Annotated in this window: 22 protein-coding genes; 18 read left to right on the plus strand and 4 right to left on the minus strand. The window is 35.2% G+C overall.

The features are described 5' to 3' along the window. Positions 1-116: 116 nt before the first annotated feature. On the minus strand, positions 117-365 hold the full coding sequence (locus tag HNQ94_RS03005; RefSeq protein WP_174495149.1) for a ferredoxin: 249 nt from the start codon (positions 363-365) through the stop codon (positions 117-119). 195 nt (positions 366-560) lie between these two features. Here HNQ94_RS03005 and HNQ94_RS03010 point away from each other — a divergent pair, with 195 nt between their 5' ends. Genes HNQ94_RS03010 through HNQ94_RS03025 form a run of 4 tightly spaced genes read left to right on the plus strand, consistent with a single transcriptional unit; the run spans position 561 to position 4,077 of the window. Next, the gene (locus HNQ94_RS03010; RefSeq protein ID WP_174495148.1) at positions 561-1,637 is read left to right on the plus strand and encodes a YpbB family protein; all 1,077 of its coding nucleotides are present in this window, start codon (positions 561-563) and stop codon (positions 1,635-1,637) included. Then, positions 1,634-3,181 carry a RecQ family ATP-dependent DNA helicase gene (locus HNQ94_RS03015; RefSeq protein ID WP_174495147.1) on the plus strand — a complete coding sequence of 516 codons (1,548 nt, stop codon included), beginning with the start codon at positions 1,634-1,636 and terminating at the stop codon, positions 3,179-3,181. The genes HNQ94_RS03010 and HNQ94_RS03015 overlap by 4 nt, the downstream gene beginning before the upstream one ends. After that, positions 3,165-3,797 (plus strand): CPBP family intramembrane glutamic endopeptidase, encoded by a 633-nt coding sequence (locus HNQ94_RS03020; RefSeq protein ID WP_174495146.1) that lies wholly within the window; start codon positions 3,165-3,167, stop codon positions 3,795-3,797. Before HNQ94_RS03015 ends, HNQ94_RS03020 begins: the two co-directional genes overlap by 17 nt. Next, a complete protein-coding gene (locus tag HNQ94_RS03025) occupies positions 3,763-4,077 on the plus strand; it encodes a hypothetical protein (RefSeq protein WP_174495145.1) in 315 nt (104 codons plus the stop codon). The genes HNQ94_RS03020 and HNQ94_RS03025 overlap by 35 nt, the downstream gene beginning before the upstream one ends. Positions 4,078-4,896: 819 nt before the next feature. Here the strand turns inward: HNQ94_RS03025 and HNQ94_RS03030 are convergent. The 3 genes from HNQ94_RS03030 to HNQ94_RS03040 are packed head-to-tail and all read right to left on the minus strand — an operon-like array spanning position 4,897 to position 5,979. Beyond that, positions 4,897-5,466 (minus strand): manganese catalase family protein, encoded by a 570-nt coding sequence (locus HNQ94_RS03030; protein ID WP_174495144.1) that lies wholly within the window; start codon positions 5,464-5,466, stop codon positions 4,897-4,899. A gap of 25 nt (positions 5,467-5,491) precedes the next feature. Then, the gene (locus HNQ94_RS03035; RefSeq protein WP_174495143.1) at positions 5,492-5,758 is read right to left on the minus strand and encodes a spore coat protein CotJB; all 267 of its coding nucleotides are present in this window, start codon (positions 5,756-5,758) and stop codon (positions 5,492-5,494) included. Continuing rightward, a complete protein-coding gene (locus tag HNQ94_RS03040) occupies positions 5,755-5,979 on the minus strand; it encodes a spore coat associated protein CotJA (protein WP_174495142.1) in 225 nt (74 codons plus the stop codon). The genes HNQ94_RS03035 and HNQ94_RS03040 overlap by 4 nt, the downstream gene beginning before the upstream one ends. A gap of 158 nt (positions 5,980-6,137) precedes the next feature. On the opposite strand from HNQ94_RS03040, the gene HNQ94_RS03045 reads away from it, so the two are divergent. From HNQ94_RS03045 to HNQ94_RS03110, 14 genes are all read left to right on the plus strand, one after another. Further along, positions 6,138-6,773 carry a CBS domain-containing protein gene (locus tag HNQ94_RS03045; RefSeq protein ID WP_174495141.1) on the plus strand — a complete coding sequence of 212 codons (636 nt, stop codon included), beginning with the start codon at positions 6,138-6,140 and terminating at the stop codon, positions 6,771-6,773. A 114-nt stretch (positions 6,774-6,887) separates the two neighbouring features. Continuing rightward, positions 6,888-7,664, plus strand: a complete 777-nt coding sequence (locus tag HNQ94_RS03050; RefSeq protein ID WP_174495140.1) for a metallophosphoesterase — start codon at positions 6,888-6,890, stop codon at positions 7,662-7,664. Positions 7,665-7,738: 74 nt separating this feature from the next. After that, a complete protein-coding gene (locus tag HNQ94_RS03055) occupies positions 7,739-8,311 on the plus strand; it encodes a genetic competence negative regulator (protein ID WP_174495139.1) in 573 nt (190 codons plus the stop codon). Positions 8,312-8,425: 114 nt separating this feature from the next. Beyond that, complete coding sequence (locus tag HNQ94_RS03060) at positions 8,426-9,355, plus strand: D-alanine--D-alanine ligase family protein (protein WP_174495138.1); 930 nt, start codon at positions 8,426-8,428, stop codon at positions 9,353-9,355. 250 nt (positions 9,356-9,605) lie between these two features. Further along, positions 9,606-10,886, plus strand: a complete 1,281-nt coding sequence (locus tag HNQ94_RS03065; protein ID WP_174495137.1) for a Glu/Leu/Phe/Val family dehydrogenase — start codon at positions 9,606-9,608, stop codon at positions 10,884-10,886. Positions 10,887-11,108: 222 nt separating this feature from the next. After that, on the plus strand, positions 11,109-12,101 hold the full coding sequence (locus HNQ94_RS03070) for a YpdA family putative bacillithiol disulfide reductase (protein WP_174495136.1): 993 nt from the start codon (positions 11,109-11,111) through the stop codon (positions 12,099-12,101). Between the two features lie 4 nt (positions 12,102-12,105). Further along, entirely contained in the window at positions 12,106-13,062 is a 957-nt protein-coding gene (locus HNQ94_RS03075; protein ID WP_174495135.1) for an asparaginase, read from the plus strand. Between the two features lie 249 nt (positions 13,063-13,311). Continuing rightward, the gene (gene prsW, locus HNQ94_RS03080; protein WP_174495134.1) at positions 13,312-13,998 is read left to right on the plus strand and encodes a glutamic-type intramembrane protease PrsW; all 687 of its coding nucleotides are present in this window, start codon (positions 13,312-13,314) and stop codon (positions 13,996-13,998) included. A 231-nt stretch (positions 13,999-14,229) separates the two neighbouring features. Beyond that, positions 14,230-15,135 (plus strand): spore cortex-lytic enzyme, encoded by a 906-nt coding sequence (gene sleB / locus HNQ94_RS03085; RefSeq protein WP_174495133.1) that lies wholly within the window; start codon positions 14,230-14,232, stop codon positions 15,133-15,135. A 15-nt stretch (positions 15,136-15,150) separates the two neighbouring features. Further along, complete coding sequence (gene ypeB / locus HNQ94_RS03090) at positions 15,151-16,491, plus strand: germination protein YpeB (protein WP_174495132.1); 1,341 nt, start codon at positions 15,151-15,153, stop codon at positions 16,489-16,491. 126 nt (positions 16,492-16,617) lie between these two features. Next, on the plus strand, positions 16,618-17,292 hold the full coding sequence (locus HNQ94_RS03095) for a flagellar brake protein (RefSeq protein ID WP_174495131.1): 675 nt from the start codon (positions 16,618-16,620) through the stop codon (positions 17,290-17,292). Between the two features lie 45 nt (positions 17,293-17,337). After that, complete coding sequence (locus tag HNQ94_RS19790) at positions 17,338-17,499, plus strand: DUF5359 family protein (protein WP_174495130.1); 162 nt, start codon at positions 17,338-17,340, stop codon at positions 17,497-17,499. Positions 17,500-17,602: 103 nt separating this feature from the next. Beyond that, complete coding sequence (gene cmk, locus HNQ94_RS03105; RefSeq protein WP_174495173.1) at positions 17,603-18,271, plus strand: (d)CMP kinase; 669 nt, start codon at positions 17,603-17,605, stop codon at positions 18,269-18,271. 21 nt (positions 18,272-18,292) lie between these two features. Further along, positions 18,293-18,889 (plus strand): lysophospholipid acyltransferase family protein, encoded by a 597-nt coding sequence (locus HNQ94_RS03110; RefSeq protein WP_174495129.1) that lies wholly within the window; start codon positions 18,293-18,295, stop codon positions 18,887-18,889. Positions 18,890-18,895: the final 6 nt, after the last annotated feature.

Consider the following 18,895-nt stretch of genomic DNA (forward strand, 5'->3'; position numbering starts at 1 on the left):
GGGCTTAAATAAAATGACCCCGGAAGAATTCCGGGGCCATTTAATAGCCGTATAGGCGCTTTTTTTAAACTGTCCGTAAACGGGGTTACAGTTCATTTATGGACAAGGGCTTCCTTCTATTCAAATTTGTCTGGGTCACCATTAAATGTTTCTTCAGCTACCCGAATAGAATCAGTGGGGCAGCCATCAAAAGCATCTTCTAAGTCCTCGTGTAATTCCTCTGGCACTTCAGCTGTTCCAGTATTATCATCTAAAATATTAAAGGCAATGCCTTCATCATCATAATCAAAAATATCTGGAGCAGATGCTCCACAAGCTCCGCAAGCAATACATGTATCTTTATCTACTATCGTAAATTTTGGCATATATGATCCTCCTATGACTTAAAACAAGGTAAGTATTATATGAATAAAGCGTTTTTTATTTTGACTCATTAACATATTTTAAAACTGATAATAAAACTTTTCAATATATAACGTGTATAATATCATTTAAATAAGAACTTTGTTGAAAATTTGTAAATAAGTTGTCGGTTCATTATTGAATAAGGGTGATATTGTATGTTTCATACTATTCTATTAGATTCCTTCCAAAAGATACAAATGGAAAGAAGTGATTCCGCTATCTTTCATCTTTTAACGGGAAAAAAATCCTCACAAACCGTGCAAGATGCTAATACGCTAAACTTAAAAAACTACTTTGGCATATATAAAACGTTAAAAAGAAAAGATTTCGATAAAGAAATACTATATTTAATGAAACTAGGTTTTATTAAAAGTAACCCACATAATACTACATTTATTACGAACAAAGGTATAACCTTTCTTCAACATCATATGGAAAATAATAAAGGATTGCATTGGTTAAGTGGCTATCACCTACACCAAATGGCACCGGTTTTTTGGTCTCGAATTCAATTATTTATTCAAACAGCTTCTAATGTTACCCGAGGCAATAACAGATTTGTACCAATCGTCGATCAGGAATTAACTATTCAGTGGATGAAACAATTTTTTGTTCAATATAAAGGTCAATTGGATGTGATATTTAATGATATGTATGAGGAATTATGTAACCTACTCAGTAAGCAACCGAGTCAACAGGCAAGTATTTTTGTTTCTCAATTGACTGGGTTCAACAAAATAGGGTTGAGTAAATTTCAAACAGCAGATCGTTTTCAGATGACGAAGCACGATGTGGAAATGTATACGCAAAGTACACTTCATTTTATGATGAACCAAATTTATGAAAAAAAAGGACAATATAAAAGGTTATTAGATTTTATTCCAAATGATTTTCACAAGCTGCCATTGACAGAATCTGCGAAACAAACATTGCGATTTTTAAACAGTGGAATACCATTAAATACGATTGCAAAAAAGAGACGCCTTAAGTTAAATACGGTGCTGGACCATGTAATTGAAATAGCATTTGTTGATCCTAGGTTTCCAATAAGAAAATACGTGTCAGAAGAAGTGGAACAACAAATTTTAGAAGTTACGGAAAAGCTAGACACTAAACGTCTAAAAACAATTAAAGAACATTTACCAGAACATGTAGATTACTTTGCCATTAGATTAGTGCACGCTATTCATTTTCGTTCTAGCAATCCTACTAAGGAGTTGCCTACAATATGAGTTTACTTACGCAAGAAGTTGAAGAGTTAATGGAAAAGCATTTTGGCTTTTCTGGTTTTCGGGAGGGGCAAAAGGAAATTATTTCTGATGTGCTTTCTGATCATGATGTTTTAGGGATTTTACCGACGGGAACTGGTAAATCGCTATGCTATCAGTTGCCAAGTTTGTATTTAGAGGGGATAACAATTGTTGTCTCTCCTCTTATATCATTGATGGTTGACCAAGTGAAGCAATTAAAAGCGAAAGGATTTAAAAGGGTAACAGCTATTAATAGTATGTTAGACTTTCGCCAAAAAAAGCATAGAATTAATAATCTTCATCATTATAAACTGATATATTGTTCACCAGAAATGTTGCAAAACGAACACTTTATGACTCAAATTACGTCATTACACATTTCTCTATTTGTAGTCGATGAGGCCCATTGCATTTCCCAGTGGGGGCATGAGTTTCGAACAGACTATTTAAAGCTAAATGACGTAATAAAAAAATTAAAGTACCCTAGAGTGTTAGCTTTAAGTGCAACAGCTACTCCACAGGTTCAGGATGATATTGTAAAGTATCTAGAAAGACCTGAGATGAAGAAAAGAGTATACGCAATGGACAGGGAGAACCTTACATTTACGGTAGAACATGTAGAAAACTGGCAAGAGAAGATGGAACGGATCGAACACATATTGCGTATGCATCCGGTATCAACGATGATCTATTTTTCAAGCCGTGAGTGGTGTGAAAAAGTATGTTTTATGTTAAAAGAAAAAATTACAAATCTGAAAGTAGCCTTTTATCATGGAGGTATGGAACCAGATGACAGGCTGCTAATCCAACAGCAATTTATGAACGATCAGCTAGATGTTATTTGTTGTACAAGTGCTTTTGGAATGGGTGTGGACAAGCCGAATGTACGTCTCGTCATCCATTTTCATTTACCTACGCAAAAAGAGTCCTATATCCAAGAAGTCGGAAGGGCTGGCAGAGATGGGGATTCTAGTGTTGGTCTTGTTCTGTATAGCAAGGGGGATGAACAAATACCTATTCATTTAATGGAACTAGAACTGCCAACAGAAAATCAAATTAAACATGTATATGAATATGTGAATCCGCTGCAGTTAAATTCTATAGAAGAGAAACAAGAAGAAATAATTAGTCAATGTGAACTTAGTGAATCCCAATGGAAATTCATCCTGTTTCAGATGGAAAAATTTCACGTTGTTCAAGATGGGATAATTAGTAAAGACAAAGAAAAAATAGAAAACGCTTATAGACATACTGTGACGTACAAACAAGAAAGATTTTCACACAAGGTTCAAAAGTTTTATGAATTATTGGAATGGGTTCATGGGGATGAATGTAGAAGAAAAACAATATATCAGTCCTTTCAAAAGGGGTTTAAGGCGCCAACAGAAAATTGTTGCGATTTCTGTGGATTCACCTTCAACGAATGGGAACCGCTAATTGTTACGAGAGAAAGAAAAGTGCATAGTTGGATGGAAGAATTAAAAGAAATTTTTCATCAGGAGGGACCAGATGAGAAAACAATCTAGACAAGCAGAATTAATAAAAAGATTGACAGATAAAGAATTGCTTTTCCAATTATATTTATCACAAGGTTTTATTTTGCTATTAGCACTTGGGAGTAGCTATTTCTTGTTTGATTCATTTACGGATTGGAAAACGTTATATTTTTGGGACATTAATCAGTTAATTTATTTTGCTATTATACCAGCTGTCATAATCGTTATTATTGATTTAGTGCTTATGAAATATGTACCCAAAAAACATTATGATGATGGTGGAATCAATGAAAGAATTTTTACCAATCGTAGTTTTATTCAAATATTTATAATCACAAGTCTTGTGGCTATTTCCGAGGAAATGTTATTTAGGGGCGTGATCCATCATACTTTCGGGTATTTGATCGGGAGTCTGTCCTTTGCTCTTGTCCATTTTCGATATTTGTTTAAACCTGTTTTACTCATCTCTATTTTGTTTATTAGTTTTTTAATTGGATACATGTATGAATTAACCAATAATTTACTTGTTACGACAGTTTCACACTTTTTGGTAGATTTTTTGCTGGCACTTTTTATTAAATTTAAATGGGGTGGTCAAGGTGTCAACACGTATGGAGAGAAGACAGAAGAAGAAAAGTCACTTTAACGCTCAAATGGATGTCATCGAAGAAAAAAAAGCCGAGGATGTAGTGGATGTTTCTCAGCTACCTCCTCGCAGTAAGGTTCATACGAATAAAAAGGAAAAAAAGAAAGGGAAACGCTGGCATATCATAACTTTAAGGTCCATGGTTGTCCTTTTTTTCCTTATTCTTATTGCCATTCCCCTTTATTACTATTGGGGAGACATAACAAATAAAATTCAAGATAATGATAGCTTTAAATTTAACAATCCGCTTGGAGAAGAAATATTCTTTGAAAACCGGTAAAATGTAAGGGCGTCCAGTGATGGACGCCTTTTTTATAGAACTTTATGTGATGAATAGAGTTTTTGTTCCTTCGAATCATCATAGGTCCTCTCGACTTCGCTCAAGTTACTTTACGTTAGGTAAACAAGAGGATCGGTTGACGATGTTATGATTCACTAGGTCAGAAGTATAAAAAAGGATCTTTTCTAAAAGGTTATTTTCATTTATTTAACAGTTGATAGAAACTGCGACATAATTTAATGTGTCAGAATTCCACCGCTACGGAAATACACTACACGCACCTTAGGGCTCGCGCTGAGCCTCCTCACTCGCACAGAACGCTCGCTATGGGGTCTCAACGTCTTCGCTGTCCCGTGTATTCCCTTCGCTAAGCATGTGCTTATCTTTAATGTACGGATGAATTTGGAAAAAGAAAGTAGAAAAATAGTCGTATTGATAAGGAAGAATTATCTAACATGCCTATTTGGTTTACCGCTATCCTTGATTCAGAAAATCAATCTTAGCGTAGGCAGAATACACAGACTCCTACGGGATAACGCGTGTCTGAAGACCCCGCAGCAGTGGTTTTCCGCGAGGAGGCTGAGGCCGTGCCCGTGGAAAGCGAAGTATTCTGCCGAAGCGGTCGTATAGCACTCATCAAACTGCAAACCTATAGTTAAGTCGCAGTTGAAGAATATTGTGTAATCCAACAATCTATTAGAAACGGCTATAAAAAAAGATTAATTTTTCATCAAAAGAATAACTTAAACAAATAAGCAATTTAAGTGTGAATTAAGAGTTGGTGGAGTAATAGTTTCTAGATTCCATTCGTATCTTTTGCTAGAAGAAAATCTTTTTATCACGCTCCTCTTTTAGTATTTCAACTGCTTCTCTAAATCGCTGCGAATGGACAACCTCCCGTTCTCTCAAATATTTCAAACCATCGTTCAAATCAGGGTCATCGGATAAATTAATGATCCACTGATATGTTGCTCTCGCTTTTTCCTCTGCAGCAATATCTTCATATAAATCTGCAATTGGGTCCCCTTTTGCTTGGATATAGGTTGCCGTCCATGGTGCACCAGCAGCGTTGTGATAAAACAGTGCCGAATCATGGTTGACGTAGTGAGGATCTAATCCTGCTTGTTTCATCATTTCTGGAGTTGCGTCTTTTGTTAATTTATATATCATTGTTGCAATCATCTCTAGATGAGCAAATTCCTCTGTACCGATATCTGTTAGTAAACCAATAACTTTATCCGGTATTGTATAGCGTTGGTTCAAATACCGAAGTGCGGCGGCTAACTCACCGTCAGCACCTCCATATTGTTCAATTAAATATTTTGCAAGCGTCGGGTTACATGTACTAACCTTAACGGGATACTCTAACTTCTTTTCGTAATACCACATATAACGTTATAATCCCCCTTCCTTTTTATACTTGCCACGGCCAAGGGGTATCGTCCCAGGACCAAGGATAACCACTGTAGCTAGCTCCATATTGACGTAAAGGGCCATATCTTTTTTCGTATTCTTTCTTTAGCATTTTGCTTTGCTTCGCATAGTAGTTGAACTGTTGTATGGCTTCATAGTCATTTGGGTGTGTATCAAGGTAAAGTGTTAGCTCTACCAACACAAAATCCACCGCCTGAATATCCTCTAGAAGTTGATAGTATTCTGGTGGCATTGATTTATGACTCATTCGTTTACCTCCTTCCTAACAGGTGGACTTGGATATGGGCTATATAGAGCAGGCCATAAGGTTCCATATGCGAGTGCTTTTTTTGGTTCGAATTGTGGCAGAGATGGGGGTTGAAAGCCCATATATAAATTAGGTGGTGTTTCATAACCTTTTACTTTAATAGGTGGGCAAGGATCGAAAGGACTAATGTACGGGTGATAGTATTTTCTAAGGGTGTGCAATGAAATCCTCCTCTCATATTGCTTAGTTAAAATCAATTCATTTTATGTTTTGACAACTTGTCTAATTCGAATAATAATTTTATTTATAAAAGGGTATTTCTTGTTTTCTGTCGAATATATAATGCAAGTAAGATGAAAACAATTGTGAGGTGACCACCATGTTTGTAAAAGGCATAATGAAACCAAAGCATCGCTGTTTTACAACGAATCTTAATGAAACATTAACAAGTGTATTAAACTTGTTAAACAAAGAGGACATTCAGGCTGTACCTGTTCTAGAGGATAATAAGTTTGTCGGAATGATTTCTAAACAGATGATTTATCAATCCTTTTTTGAGTCAAAAGAAAGCAACAAAGAAGATTTTTTAGCTTCTCATAAAGTAGTAGACCTTGTAGATCATGCAGATTTACATATTACTGATGAAGCAGTTTTTGAAAAGACATTAACGACTTTTAAAGACTTTTCCGTGTTAGCTGTTACAGATGAAAGTAAAATTTTTATAGGGTTAGTAACTCGTTATGATGTATTAGAGCAATTCGAAAGCGCATTTGGTATGAGAAAATCAGGTGTAAGAATTGCTTTTACCTCCATTGAATCAGAAGGGCGGATTTCTAGACTGGCAGATATTATCCAACATTTCCACGGAAATGTTATTTCGCTAGCAACTTTTGATGAAACGGATAAACTAGCAAGAAGGATTGTTTTAAAAATTGAAAAAAATGAGAACGTAGAAAAATTAACGAAACGATTAGAAAAATCAGGTTTTAGAATTTTAGACGTAAAAGAAATGTAATTGGAATATCTTTTGCATATAAAGGTAATAGTTTATAATTGTACCAATAAAACCCTTGTCTTAAATTGACAAGGGTTTTCATTTAGGGAAAATACAATTAAAGGAGCTTTTTCATTGGTATACGTTGTCTTGCTATTACTAATTGGAAGCCTTTTCCTTCGTTATATGTTCAAAAAGGCTCATGCGGATTATCTTGAAAAAACAATTTGGGAAGAAGAGAAGTTTTCAAACACAAAGCCCTTAACTATATTCTTCATCTCAGACATTCATAAAAGGATCATTAACGATGAAACACTAAGCAAAACAGATGAAGTAGATTTAACTGTTATTGGTGGGGATTTATGTGAAAAAGGTGTATCGTTAAAGAGAATTAAAGAAAATATCGTAAAACTAAAAAACCTAAATGCTCCAGTGATTTTTGTGTGGGGAAATAATGATTATGAAATCAATTTTCATGACTTAGAGGTTTTGTTGAAAGAGAACGGCGTACATATTTTATGTGATGAAGTAATGGAATTCGAGCTTGCAAATGAGTTTAAGTTAAGTGTAATCGGGCTAGATTCCCCCTCTATAAAAGACGTTTATCCTAACTATGCGTTTGACAATGCTATTGGTGAATACGTCATATTAGCTATCCATGAACCTAAAACGTATCATTTACTTACTGAACAACAGCAAAATCGGGTAGACTTAGTATTAAGCGGTCACACTCATGGTGGCCAAATAAGAATCTTAGGTTGGGGACTCCAACCAAGAGGTGGTTGGAAGCAAAAGGGAAAATCTAATTTTTTAATTAGTGAAGGCTATGGAACAACTAAACTGCCCCTACGATTAGGGACAAGGGCTACTTGTCACCAAATAACTATACATTCAAAAAGTTTTGAAAAATAAAATAACTTATTATAACTATGTGTAAAGAAGTATCATAAACTGATAATAAAGAGGAAAAGGTGGGGGTGGGATAGATGAGATTAGAGCGCCTAGGATCAAATAAGTTTAAGATTTTCTTAACATTTGATGATTTAGTAGAACGTGGTTTCACCAGGGAAGAGCTTTGGTATAACTTCCCGAAAACTCATCAGCTTTTTCAAGAAATGCTTTTTGAAGCAAGTGATGAATTAGGTTTTGATATTGATGGAAACTTGCTCGTTCATGTACATCTACTTCAAGCGCAAGGTATGGTAGTCGTTGTTACACAAGAGCTAGATTTTGTAGATGAAGATTATATAGAAATGAAAGTTACATTAGATGAAAATAAAGAGTTTATTTTTTCATTTTACACTTTTGAATCTGTCATCCAAGTGTGTGAGCATTTATCCCAAATGAATATGTATGGGGGAACTGTTTATCATTGGGAAGATCAATATTATATGCAGTTAAGTGAAGAAGATTTGTTATTTGTGAATAGAGAAAACGTCATCGCTGTTATGTCCGAATTTTCTTCTCCAAGTGCAGTTACTTCTATCAGACTTAAGGAATATGGGAAAGTCATAATGGAGGATAATGCAATCCAACAAATCCAACAATATTTTAATTAGACTTTTACTTCTTCTTTATGAAAGTTTTGGTTTAATGATAGTTGCAAAAAGGGAAACATGTTAAGATGAAGTTGCCTTTTGGAAACAACGTGAACTTTGATTGGAGCGTAAAGAATGAAAGTTGTCGTATTATATGGTGGTATTTCAGGGGAAAGAGAGGTGTCCTTATCGACAGGTAAAGGCGTAATAAACGCTTTACAAAAGAAAGGGCATGATGTAATTGGTATAGACTTTCATCCTGACAAAATTAAAGAATTAACAGAACTAGATGCTGATATAGTCTTTATTGGCCTCCACGGTAAATTTGGCGAAGACGGTAGAATTCAAGGATTGCTTGATATGCTAAACATGCCTTATGTTGGTTCTGGTGTTCTGGCTTCTGCATTAGCAATGGACAAATCAAAAGCAAAACAAATCTTTGAACAAAATGGAATTCCAGTAGCAAAAGGCAAAACATACTATCGGGATAAGTTAAAGGATATTGCCTCTTTAAAAGAAGAAATAACAGAATCTTTTCCACTACCTTTTGTTATCAAACCGAATCAAGAAGGATCGACATTAGGGTTACACATCGTAAACGAATTAGAAAAGCTAGAAGAAGCAATTTATCAAGCTTTCGAGCATGATCAAGCAATCCTTCTAGAAGAATATGTCAAGGGTAAGGAATTGACCGTTGCTGTTTGGGGGCAAAAAGGGCAAGAAAGTGCTTTCCCAGTGATCGAAATTGTCCCTAAAAATGAGTACTATGATTATGAATCGAAATACACAGAAGGTGGAAGTGACCATATCATTCCAGCTAATATTGATGAAACAGTAACGAGTTTGATTCAACAATATGCCGTTAAAGCACATCAATTGTTAGGTTGTGAAACATATTCTCGTGTTGATTTCATTTTAAATGAACTAGGGGAACCGATTATTTTAGAGGTGAATACCTTACCAGGAATGACTCCTACCAGTTTATTTCCTGATGCTGCAAAGGCAGTTGGAATTTCGTATGAAGAAATGATTGAAAAATTTATAAAAATATCATTGCAACAATAGAAAAATACTTCTATAATGAAATCGCTTACAATATTTTCGTATTTATTTAAAAACGCTGTAAGATTTTGTCATATTGTTGAAAAAGATTTGCACTTAAGAAAATCTGAGCTTTTTAGTTAGTTTAGAAGTGCTTGAATAAGATTTTCTTATAAACTTTAGGGTAATGGTTGCATATTCAGTATGAATGTGTATACTAATTGCTGAAAGTAGGATTCATAATTTGTTATTGAACATTTTAGGAGGTAAGTAAATGGTTGCCGACAAACCAGCAGATTCTTCAATGGAAAACATCGATAAAATGGATGTGTTAAAGTCAACCCAGACTGTTATCAAAAGTGCATTAGAAAAGTTAGGTTATCCGGAGGAAGCTTATGAATTATTAAGAGAGCCTATTCGGTTAATGACAGTTCGTATCCCAGTAAGAATGGATGACGGAATAGTAAAGGTTTTTACAGGATATAGAGCACAACACAATGATGCTGTTGGCCCAACGAAAGGTGGAGTCAGATTCCATCCTGACGTTAATGAAAAAGAAGTAAAAGCATTATCAATTTGGATGAGTTTAAAAGCTGGTATTGTAGATCTACCATACGGTGGCGGTAAAGGCGGAATCGTGTGCGATCCTCGCGAAATGTCTTTCCGTGAATTGGAGAGATTAAGTAGAGGCTACGTTCGAGCAATAAGCCAAATTGTTGGTCCAACTAAAGATATCCCAGCACCAGATGTGTTTACAAACTCGCAAATTATGGCATGGATGATGGATGAATATAGTAGAATTGATGAATTTAATAATCCAGGCTTTATTACAGGTAAACCATTAGTGCTTGGTGGTTCTCACGGACGAGAAACAGCAACTGCAAGAGGGGTTACAATTTGTATTGAAGAAGCTGCTAAAATTAAAGGCATTGACTTACAAGGAGCAAGAGTTATCGTTCAAGGGTTTGGTAATGCAGGTGGGTTTTTAGCAAAATTCATGCATGATGCAGGTGCAAAAGTAGTTGCTATATCTGACGCACAAGGTGCATTACATGATCCGGACGGTTTAGATATAGATTACTTGCTGGACCGTAGAGATAGCTTTGGGACAGTAACAAATCTTTTTGAAAATACGATTTCTAATCAGGATATGTTAAAGCTAGACTGTGATATATTAGTCCCAGCTGCAATCGCAAACCAAATAACAGAAGAAAATGCACATGAAATTAAAGCCAATATTGTTGTTGAGGCAGCTAATGGTCCTACAACTTTAGAAGCAACAAAAATTTTAGCAGAGCGTGGCGTCCTGCTTGTACCTGATGTCTTGGCTTCTTCTGGTGGTGTAACAGTTTCCTATTTTGAATGGGTTCAAAATAATCAAGGTTACTACTGGACAGAAGAAGAAGTTGAGGAAAAACTTCAAAAGGTAATCGTGAAATCTTTCCACAATGTATATGACACAGCTCAGAACAGAAAAATTGATATGAGACTCGCTGCATATATGGTTGGGGTAAGAAAAATGGCAGAAGCAGCACGTTTCAGAGGCTGGATATAATAGTTATATGTTGATTCTTTAAAAAGCATCTCCTATTATGATGAATGTAGGAGATGTTTTTTCTTTTTTTCCATATCATAAAGTATATCAACGTATTCAATATGTTTCTAAAAATGAGAAGGATGACTAGACTTTTGCAAACACTCCAAGTTAGCAAAAACTAAGTTTTCTATACCTTATGATATGGTAGTTGATGAAGAATAAAAGAGGTGACATATAACAATGAACAAGGAAGAGGTTATTATAGTAGGAGCTGGCCCTTGTGGGATGTCTGTTGCTCTAGAGTTACAAGCAAGAGGAATAGACCCGCTTCTTATTGAAAAGGGAAACGTAGTAAATTCCATTTATCATTATCCGACACATCAAACGTTTTTTAGTTCGAGTGATAAATTAGAAATCGGTAATTTTCCTTTTATAACAGAAAAACAAAAGCCTGTCAGAAATGAAGCATTAACGTATTATCGTACAGTAGCAGAAAGAAAAAGCCTTCGCATACATTCTTTTGAAAAAGTAAATCACGTAAGGAAATCAGGAGACTCGTTTCAAGTATTTACGCAAGAACGCAATGGATTAGATAAAGAATATGTAGCGAGCTTTGTTGTTATAGCTACAGGTTATTATGATCAGCCTAACATGTTAAATGTACCAGGTGAACATTTAAATAAAGTTCAGCATTATTTTAAGGAGGCACACCCTTTCTATAATCAAGATGTTGTGGTCATTGGCGGAAAAAACTCAGCTGTAGACGCAACCATAGAACTAGAAAAAGCCGGAGCGAAAGTAACAGTACTTTATCGAGGCGATGATTATTCCAGCAGTATTAAGCCATGGATATTGCCCCTTTTTGAATCTTTAGTCAGAAAAGGCAAGGTAAATATTGTTTTTAATGCACAAGTAACCAAAATTACTGATGAAAATGTTTTCTATTCAGTACACGGTGAACAACATGTAATTGAAAATGATTACGTGTTTGCTATGACGGGATATCATCCAGATCATTCTTTCTTAAAAGATATGGATATTGAAATTGAAGACGAAACAGGTCGGCCAACATTTGATGAAAATACGATGGAAACGAATATTCCAAACATTTATGTAGCTGGTGTTATAGCTGCAGGTTTCAATAATAATGAAATTTTCATTGAAAATGGCAGATTTCATGGAGAATTAATCGCAAAATCGATTATGGAGAAGAATACGATAAATAGGAGTTAAGCTAATGAATAAAGTAATTTTGTTAACTACTGGGGGTACCATCGCAAGTGCTCCAAATAAGGATTCAGGAAAATTGTCCTCAGGTGCTTTATCTGGTGAAGAATTAGCTTCTTTATGTGAACTTCCCAGTGGCATACACATACAAATCGAATCAGTACTGCAAAAGCCAAGTATGCACATTGATTTTAACGATTATGTAAAGTTAAAAGAAAGAATTGACTACTATTTTCAGGATGAAGAAGTTGATGGGATTGTTGTTACGCATGGAACGGATACCCTAGAAGAGACTGCCTATTTTTTAGATTTAACGATACAGGATGAACGTCCCGTGGTTGTTACGGGTTCTCAACGTGCTCCTAGTGATTTAGGTAGTGATGTTTTTATAAATCTTCGTCATGCGATCTATTCCGCTTGTAGTAAAGATTTACGTAATGTTGGTACAGTTGTGGTTTTTAATGAACGAATATTTGCTGCCAAATATGTTAAAAAAGAACATGCATCTAATATTCAAGGCTTTAATGCTTTTGGGTTTGGATATTTAGGAATTATTGATAATGATACAGTCCACGTTTATCAAAAGCCTATAAGGAGAGAGACCTACTCCTTAAAAGGCCCTTTGCCTCGGGTGGATATAATAAAATGTTATATTAATGCTGATGGTTTATTTATCAAAGCAGCTTATGAAGCAGGAGCTAAAGGCATCATATTAGAAGGTGTAGGAAGAGGACAGGTAGCTCCTAACATGATTCCTGAAATCGTAAATGCCATTCAAAAACAAATTACTGTTATCATTACAACAAGCTCTGAGGAGGGAGCTGTTTATCCAACTTACGACTATCTAGGAAGTGCACATGATTTGGTGAACAAAGGGGCTATTTTAGGTACAGATCATGATAGTAAAAAAGCGAGAATTAAGTTAGCTGTTATGATGGGAGCAAAACAAGAAATTATTTCATTTTAGATAATTGATATTAGCGGATTTCTTACGAAGTAGAAATCCGTTAAATGGCTATCAGGCATTATTGCCAAGAAGGTATCAGTTAAAAACTTTATAGTACAAGTGATAGCTCGGTTCATGTGAACGGAGCTATTTTTGTTCTTAAATAACCATATATATGGTTGACTATTATCTGCAAATAATATTGCTTTCATAGTATTTTCATAATCAATAGTTCATGGTAGGATAAAGTTATGAATGGAGGGGAGTCAATTGGTTGGTATTATTTCGGCTAGTATTGCACCAGGTCTTGCTTTATTAGTCTTTTTTTATTTAAAAGACCGATTTGACTCAGAACCTTTTTCTTTGGTGTTTAAATCGTTTGCTCTTGGAGCATTACTTGTATTTCCAATCATGTTTATTCAATATGCATTTATGGTCGAGGGGATAGGTCAAAACCCCATTGTTAGTTCTTTTTTGCTGTCTGGTTTGTTAGAAGAGTTTTTTAAATGGTTTATTTTTTTATATGCAGTATATAAACACGTTTCATTTAATTATCATTATGATGGAATTGTATATGGTGTAGCGATAAGTTTAGGCTTTGCGAGCTTGGAAAATTTATTATACTTATTGGCAAATGGAATAGAGTATGCCATTGCTAGAGCTATATTTCCCGTCTCATCTCATGCTCTATTTGGTGTAATTATGGGGTATTATATCGGAAAAACAAAATTTAAAGATAAAAATAGTAAAACAATGCTATTATTAGCGTTTTTAATTCCAACACTGTTGCATGGATTTTATGATTTTGTTTTGGAAACCATTCAAAGTAACTGGATATATGTAATGATTCCATTTATGATTTTTCTTTGGTCGTATTCATTAAGAAAAGTAAAATTAGCGAATTATAATCAGCCTATAGAAGGCCCAGTTCTTATTGAAAGACAAAAAAATATATAGCTAAGGAATTAATTATAGTAAACGCTAGTTTACAAAACTCAATCCTAAATAGTTCATGTTAAGAAAATGCAACGAACGTTTGATCAAATGTAACTATATATAATTGTACAATTAGAGGCTGTTTCCAAAAGTTCTTTCTTTTGGGACTGCCTTTTCTTTATGCATAAAATTGTTCTTCCTACAAAACATATAGAGGACATAGAAATGTTTACAAAATCAGGAGGAATTTAAATGAATGCAAAAAAGTTTCTTTGTTGCTTTACCGTATTTTTATTAATGATGATCATTCCTCTTTCTACTTTTGATAACGTAGACAAATCGGAAGCCTTTAGTGGGCGTACGTTACAACAAGGGTCTACTGGTGATGATGTTATTGAGTTACAGTCTAGACTTCAATACTTAGGTTTCTATAATGGAAAAATAGACGGAGTTTTTGGATGGGGAACCTATTGGGCAACGCGAAATTTCCAATATGAATTTGGGATGAAAATTGATGGATTAGTAGGAAAAGAGACACAAGAAAGGCTTAAAAGGGCAAGTAAATTTGATAAACAATTTGTCCATCAGCAAATAAGAAGTGGGAAAGATTTTACGTATTATGGTGGAGTCCCAAAAGAACAACAGGTTAAGCAAAATAAGCAGCAAGGTGGAGGTGGGGGAGGTACCGCAGCGCCCCAGCAACAAGGTACTAACGCTAACCAAAACCAAGAAAACACTCAGGCTAACCAAGGGGGTAATCAAGCTCCTCCACAACCTACATCTGTAAATGTGCCATCTGGATACTCACAAAACGACATTCAATTGATGGCAAACGCTGTTTATGGGGAAGCGAGAGGCGAACCATATGTGGGACAAGTGGCAGTTGCTGCTGTTATTTTAAATCGTGTAGAAAGTCCAACGTTTCCGAACACGGTATCAGGTGTTATTTTTGAACCAAGAGCTTTTACAGCAGTAGCGGATGGTCAAATTTGGTTGACACCAAATGAACAGGCAAAGAAAGCTGTATTAGATGCGATTAATGGTTGGGATCCTTCCGGTAATGCTATTTACTATTTCAACCCTGATACAGCAACTTCAGGCTGGATTTGGTCTAGACCGCAAATCAAAAAGATTGGCCAACATATTTTCTGTAAATAAGGAAGGAGTGAGAAAATGCTTCGTTGGATAGCTATCGTCGTATTAACCATTTCCGTAATCGGTGTTGCTTTTTGGGGATACCAAGAGCATCAAGAAAAAAATGCTGTTTTACTTCAAGCGGAGAATACGTATCAGAGATCCTTTCATAATTTAACTTACTATGTAGATTTATTGAACGATAAAATTGGTACTGTTTTAGCGATGAATTCACCTAGAAGCTTATCTCCTCAATTAGCTGAAATCTGGAGAATTACTTCCGATGCTCATTCGGAAGTTGGGCAGTTACCATTAACTTTAATCCCCTTTAATAAAACGGAAGAGTTTCTATCTAATATAGGGGATTTTTCATACAGAACAGCAGTTAGAGAACTGGATGATGACCCGTTAACTGGAGAAGAAACAGAATTACTACAAAACCTATATCAGCAATCTGGTGATATTAAGAGAGAATTGCGTAAAGTGCAGCACATGGTATTAGAGAATAATTTACGTTGGATGGATGTGCAACTAGCACTAGTAAACAACGATACAAAAGCAGATAATACAATTATCGATGGATTTAAAACAGTAGAGAAAAGTGTAGAATCATTTTCTGAAGGAAACTTCATGAATCAAATAAATGGCGTTTCAAAAAAATCAGAAGGTGAAATACAATTAGAAGGTGAAAAGGTTACGGAAAATGATGTGAAACAAAAAGCAAATGACCTTTTTAATTTAAACGGTACGGATTTAAAAATTACCGCTTCTGGAGAAGGTTCTGATATCAAAGTGTATAGTGCTTCTTATGATAAAGATGGAACACACGGATATATGGACATTACAGAAAAAGGCGGATATTTGATATCAATGATTCAAAATCGTGAAGTACAAGACGCTTCTATTGGTCTCTATGATGGCATGAATGAAGCTACCAATTTTTTGCAAGACTTAGGATATGAAAACATGGCCGCTTATAATAGTGCACAATATGGAAATGTAGGAGTATACTCGTTCCTATATACAGAGGATGATATTCGAATTTATCCAGACTCGATTCAAGTGAAAGTAGCTTTAGATAATGGAGACGTAATTGGGCTATCAGCGAGAGAATACCTTGTGAATCACCAAGAAAGGGACATTGAAGAACCGGCAATTACGATGGATGAAGCTAAAGCTGAAGTAAATCCAAAAGTGAAAATTCAAGAAGAGTATCTTGCTGTGATAGACAATGATTTAGGTGAGGAAGTACTTTGTTATGAATTTTTAGGAACACTTGGCGATGATACGTACCGTATTTATATTAATGCCCAGGATGGATTTGAAGAGCGTGTTGAGAAATTGGAACAAACAGAAGTGAATTTTGAAACTTCTGCTTAAGGAAAGGCATAGGGCCTTTCCTTTTTTTATGTTCAGTCCAGTCCATACGTCGTTAAAGGTCGCTTGCGCTTTTCTGAATTTTTGTCATAATAGATATAACAATAGGGGGAAGTGGGGGGGAGACAATTGGATATTGGAACAATGATTACTTTGGAGACAGTACAGGACAACGATGAGGATGTTCAGGTGTTTTCCAGTAAAGTAGTTGATTTTAAAGGAACTAACATTTATATACATTATCCGATTTCAAACAAAACAGGTAGAACATCTATTGTGTTTGAAGGAACATCCTTTTCTTTCAAATATGTAGGAAAGGATGACATTATTTACTCCTTTCAAACGGAAGTAATAGCGCGGAAAAAACTAAATAACATTCCAGTTTTAGTTCTCCATTTCCCCGGTGATGATCAAGTAATGAAAATTCAGCGTAGAAGGTTTCTTCGTATAAAAACACCGTTGGACATATCGGTACGTAATGAAGGAATAGAAATATTCCCTCCGTTTACTACAAGCTCTGTAGATATTAGCGGGGGTGGGCTGGCTATATTTGTTCCAAAGAACATCCGATTTCCAGATAATTCGATGTTAAGTGTATGGATTGTTTTACCATTTAAATCGACTGAATATCAATATGTACATGTAACTGCTAGAGTGATTAGACGTATAAAAAAACAGGATACACCAGATATTGTTTCTTTAGAGTTTGAAAAGATTAGTAACAAAGATAGAGATAAAATTATTCGTTTCTGTTTTCAAAAGCAATTAGAGCAAAAAAAAGTAACCAATCAAGGCTTAGAATAAAACGCAAACGATTGGTTAACCTAACGAAAAAAAGGTCCGATGGCGATGAAAAGAATAGAAAAAATAGTAAAGCTAATTACACTTTGTCTTTTCGTGTTACTCCTAACGTCACAATGGCTTCTATTAAACACAAATATTAATTCTTACATTAATCCCGTTTACGAATATATTGGGGTAAATAAACCTATTTCATTCATAGACCAGTAATGTTGGTTATGATATGATTTGAAAGAAAAAAGGCAGGTTCATCCTGCTTTTATTCATGTAAATGAATGAACAACTTTGATGTAAGTCAGGGAGGACTTTAATGATGAAAAAGGATATTGCAATTGCTATTGATGGACCCGCAGCAGCTGGAAAAAGTACAGTAGCAAAAATAGTAGCAAAAAAACTAGCCTACGTATATATTGACACGGGTGCAATGTACCGTGCGTTAACTTATAAGGCATTACATAATGAGTTAGATTTAGAAGATGAAGAAAGTTTAGTACAGCTCTTATTGAAGACAGATATTTCATTTGATCATAGTGACGATAGTCAAATTGTGTTATTAGATGGTCAGGACGTTACAAGAGATATTCGTTCTCAAAATGTAACGAGCCAGGTATCTATCGTTGCAAAACATAAAAAAGTTCGGGAAGAAATGGTTAACCGACAAAAAAAGTTAGCACAAAACCGAAGAGTTGTTATGGATGGTAGAGACATTGGTACACATGTGATACCTGATGCAGAAGTAAAAGTGTTCTTGATTGCTACAGTAGAAGAGAGAGCGATGAGAAGACATAAAGAAAACATCGACAAAGGATTCCCTTCAGACATTGAGCAACTAAAAAAAGAAATAGAAAAAAGGGATCAGTTAGATTCAGAAAGAGAAGCTTCACCGCTAGTCAAAGCATGGGATGCTATTGAAATAGACACGACTTCTTTGTCAATTGAACAGGTAGCAGAGAAAATATTTTTGTTAGCGTCTGAAATATAAGATGAATAGAGGGAGAAGAGAATGTTATACGGATTAGGAAAATTAATATGTTCTATAATTTTTAAACCTTTATTTCTTATTAAGGTAATCGGAGCAGAAAATGTCCCTAAGAAAGGTCCAGTCATCATTTGCTCGAATCATATATCCAATTTAGACCCGCCAGTAGTAGGTATTACGTGTCCTAGACAAATACATTTTATGGCGAAGGATGAGTTATTTCAAAAAAAAGCAATTGGATGGTTACTTCGCAATATTCAAGCCTTTCCGGTAAAACGTGGAATGAAGGACAGACAAGCTTTACGGGACGGATTAGACGTACTTAAGAATAATCACACTCTTGGGCTTTTCCCAGAGGGAACAAGAAGTACAACTGGGGAATTAAAACAAGGCTTGGCAGGAGCAGGTTTCTTTGCCCTTAGATCGAATGCAGTCGTTATACCGTGCGCTGTTATTGGGGAGTACAAAGCTTTTAAAAGGGTAAAGGTTGTTTATGGAAAGCCAGTAAATTTAGAACAATTAAGAGAAGAGAAAGCTTCTGCTCAAGAAGTAGTAGATCAAATTATGGCAGATATAAAAAAATTGATAGACTCTCATAAGGCAAATGTAACAAAAGCGTGAATTTTT

It is taken from the genome of Salirhabdus euzebyi (assembly GCF_014207435.1).
Taxonomy (GTDB): domain Bacteria; phylum Bacillota; class Bacilli; order Bacillales; family Alkalibacillaceae; genus Salirhabdus; species Salirhabdus euzebyi.

Excerpts from the sequence above, each read along its gene's own strand:
- HNQ94_RS03070 (WP_174495136.1), top strand. The coding sequence starts at position 11,109 with ATGAACAAGGAAGAGGTTATTATAGTAGGAGCTGGCCCTTGTGGGATG.
- HNQ94_RS03110 (WP_174495129.1), top strand. The coding sequence starts at position 18,293 with ATGTTATACGGATTAGGAAAATTAATATGTTCTATAATTTTTAAACCT.
- HNQ94_RS03020 (WP_174495146.1), top strand. The coding sequence starts at position 3,165 with ATGAGAAAACAATCTAGACAAGCAGAATTAATAAAAAGATTGACAGAT.
- HNQ94_RS03060 (WP_174495138.1), top strand. The coding sequence starts at position 8,426 with ATGAAAGTTGTCGTATTATATGGTGGTATTTCAGGGGAAAGAGAGGTG.
- sleB (WP_174495133.1), top strand. The coding sequence starts at position 14,230 with ATGAATGCAAAAAAGTTTCTTTGTTGCTTTACCGTATTTTTATTAATG.
- ypeB (WP_174495132.1), top strand. The coding sequence starts at position 15,151 with ATGCTTCGTTGGATAGCTATCGTCGTATTAACCATTTCCGTAATCGGT.
- HNQ94_RS03045 (WP_174495141.1), top strand. The coding sequence starts at position 6,138 with ATGTTTGTAAAAGGCATAATGAAACCAAAGCATCGCTGTTTTACAACG.
- HNQ94_RS03030 (WP_174495144.1), bottom strand. The coding sequence starts at position 5,466 with ATGTGGTATTACGAAAAGAAGTTAGAGTATCCCGTTAAGGTTAGTACA.
- cmk (WP_174495173.1), top strand. The coding sequence starts at position 17,603 with ATGAAAAAGGATATTGCAATTGCTATTGATGGACCCGCAGCAGCTGGA.
- HNQ94_RS19790 (WP_174495130.1), top strand. The coding sequence starts at position 17,338 with ATGAAAAGAATAGAAAAAATAGTAAAGCTAATTACACTTTGTCTTTTC.
- HNQ94_RS03055 (WP_174495139.1), top strand. The coding sequence starts at position 7,739 with ATGAGATTAGAGCGCCTAGGATCAAATAAGTTTAAGATTTTCTTAACA.
- HNQ94_RS03010 (WP_174495148.1), top strand. The coding sequence starts at position 561 with ATGTTTCATACTATTCTATTAGATTCCTTCCAAAAGATACAAATGGAA.
- HNQ94_RS03015 (WP_174495147.1), top strand. The coding sequence starts at position 1,634 with ATGAGTTTACTTACGCAAGAAGTTGAAGAGTTAATGGAAAAGCATTTT.
- HNQ94_RS03065 (WP_174495137.1), top strand. The coding sequence starts at position 9,606 with ATGGTTGCCGACAAACCAGCAGATTCTTCAATGGAAAACATCGATAAA.
- HNQ94_RS03075 (WP_174495135.1), top strand. The coding sequence starts at position 12,106 with ATGAATAAAGTAATTTTGTTAACTACTGGGGGTACCATCGCAAGTGCT.
- HNQ94_RS03005 (WP_174495149.1), bottom strand. The coding sequence starts at position 365 with ATGCCAAAATTTACGATAGTAGATAAAGATACATGTATTGCTTGCGGA.
- HNQ94_RS03035 (WP_174495143.1), bottom strand. The coding sequence starts at position 5,758 with ATGAGTCATAAATCAATGCCACCAGAATACTATCAACTTCTAGAGGAT.
- HNQ94_RS03025 (WP_174495145.1), top strand. The coding sequence starts at position 3,763 with ATGGAGAGAAGACAGAAGAAGAAAAGTCACTTTAACGCTCAAATGGAT.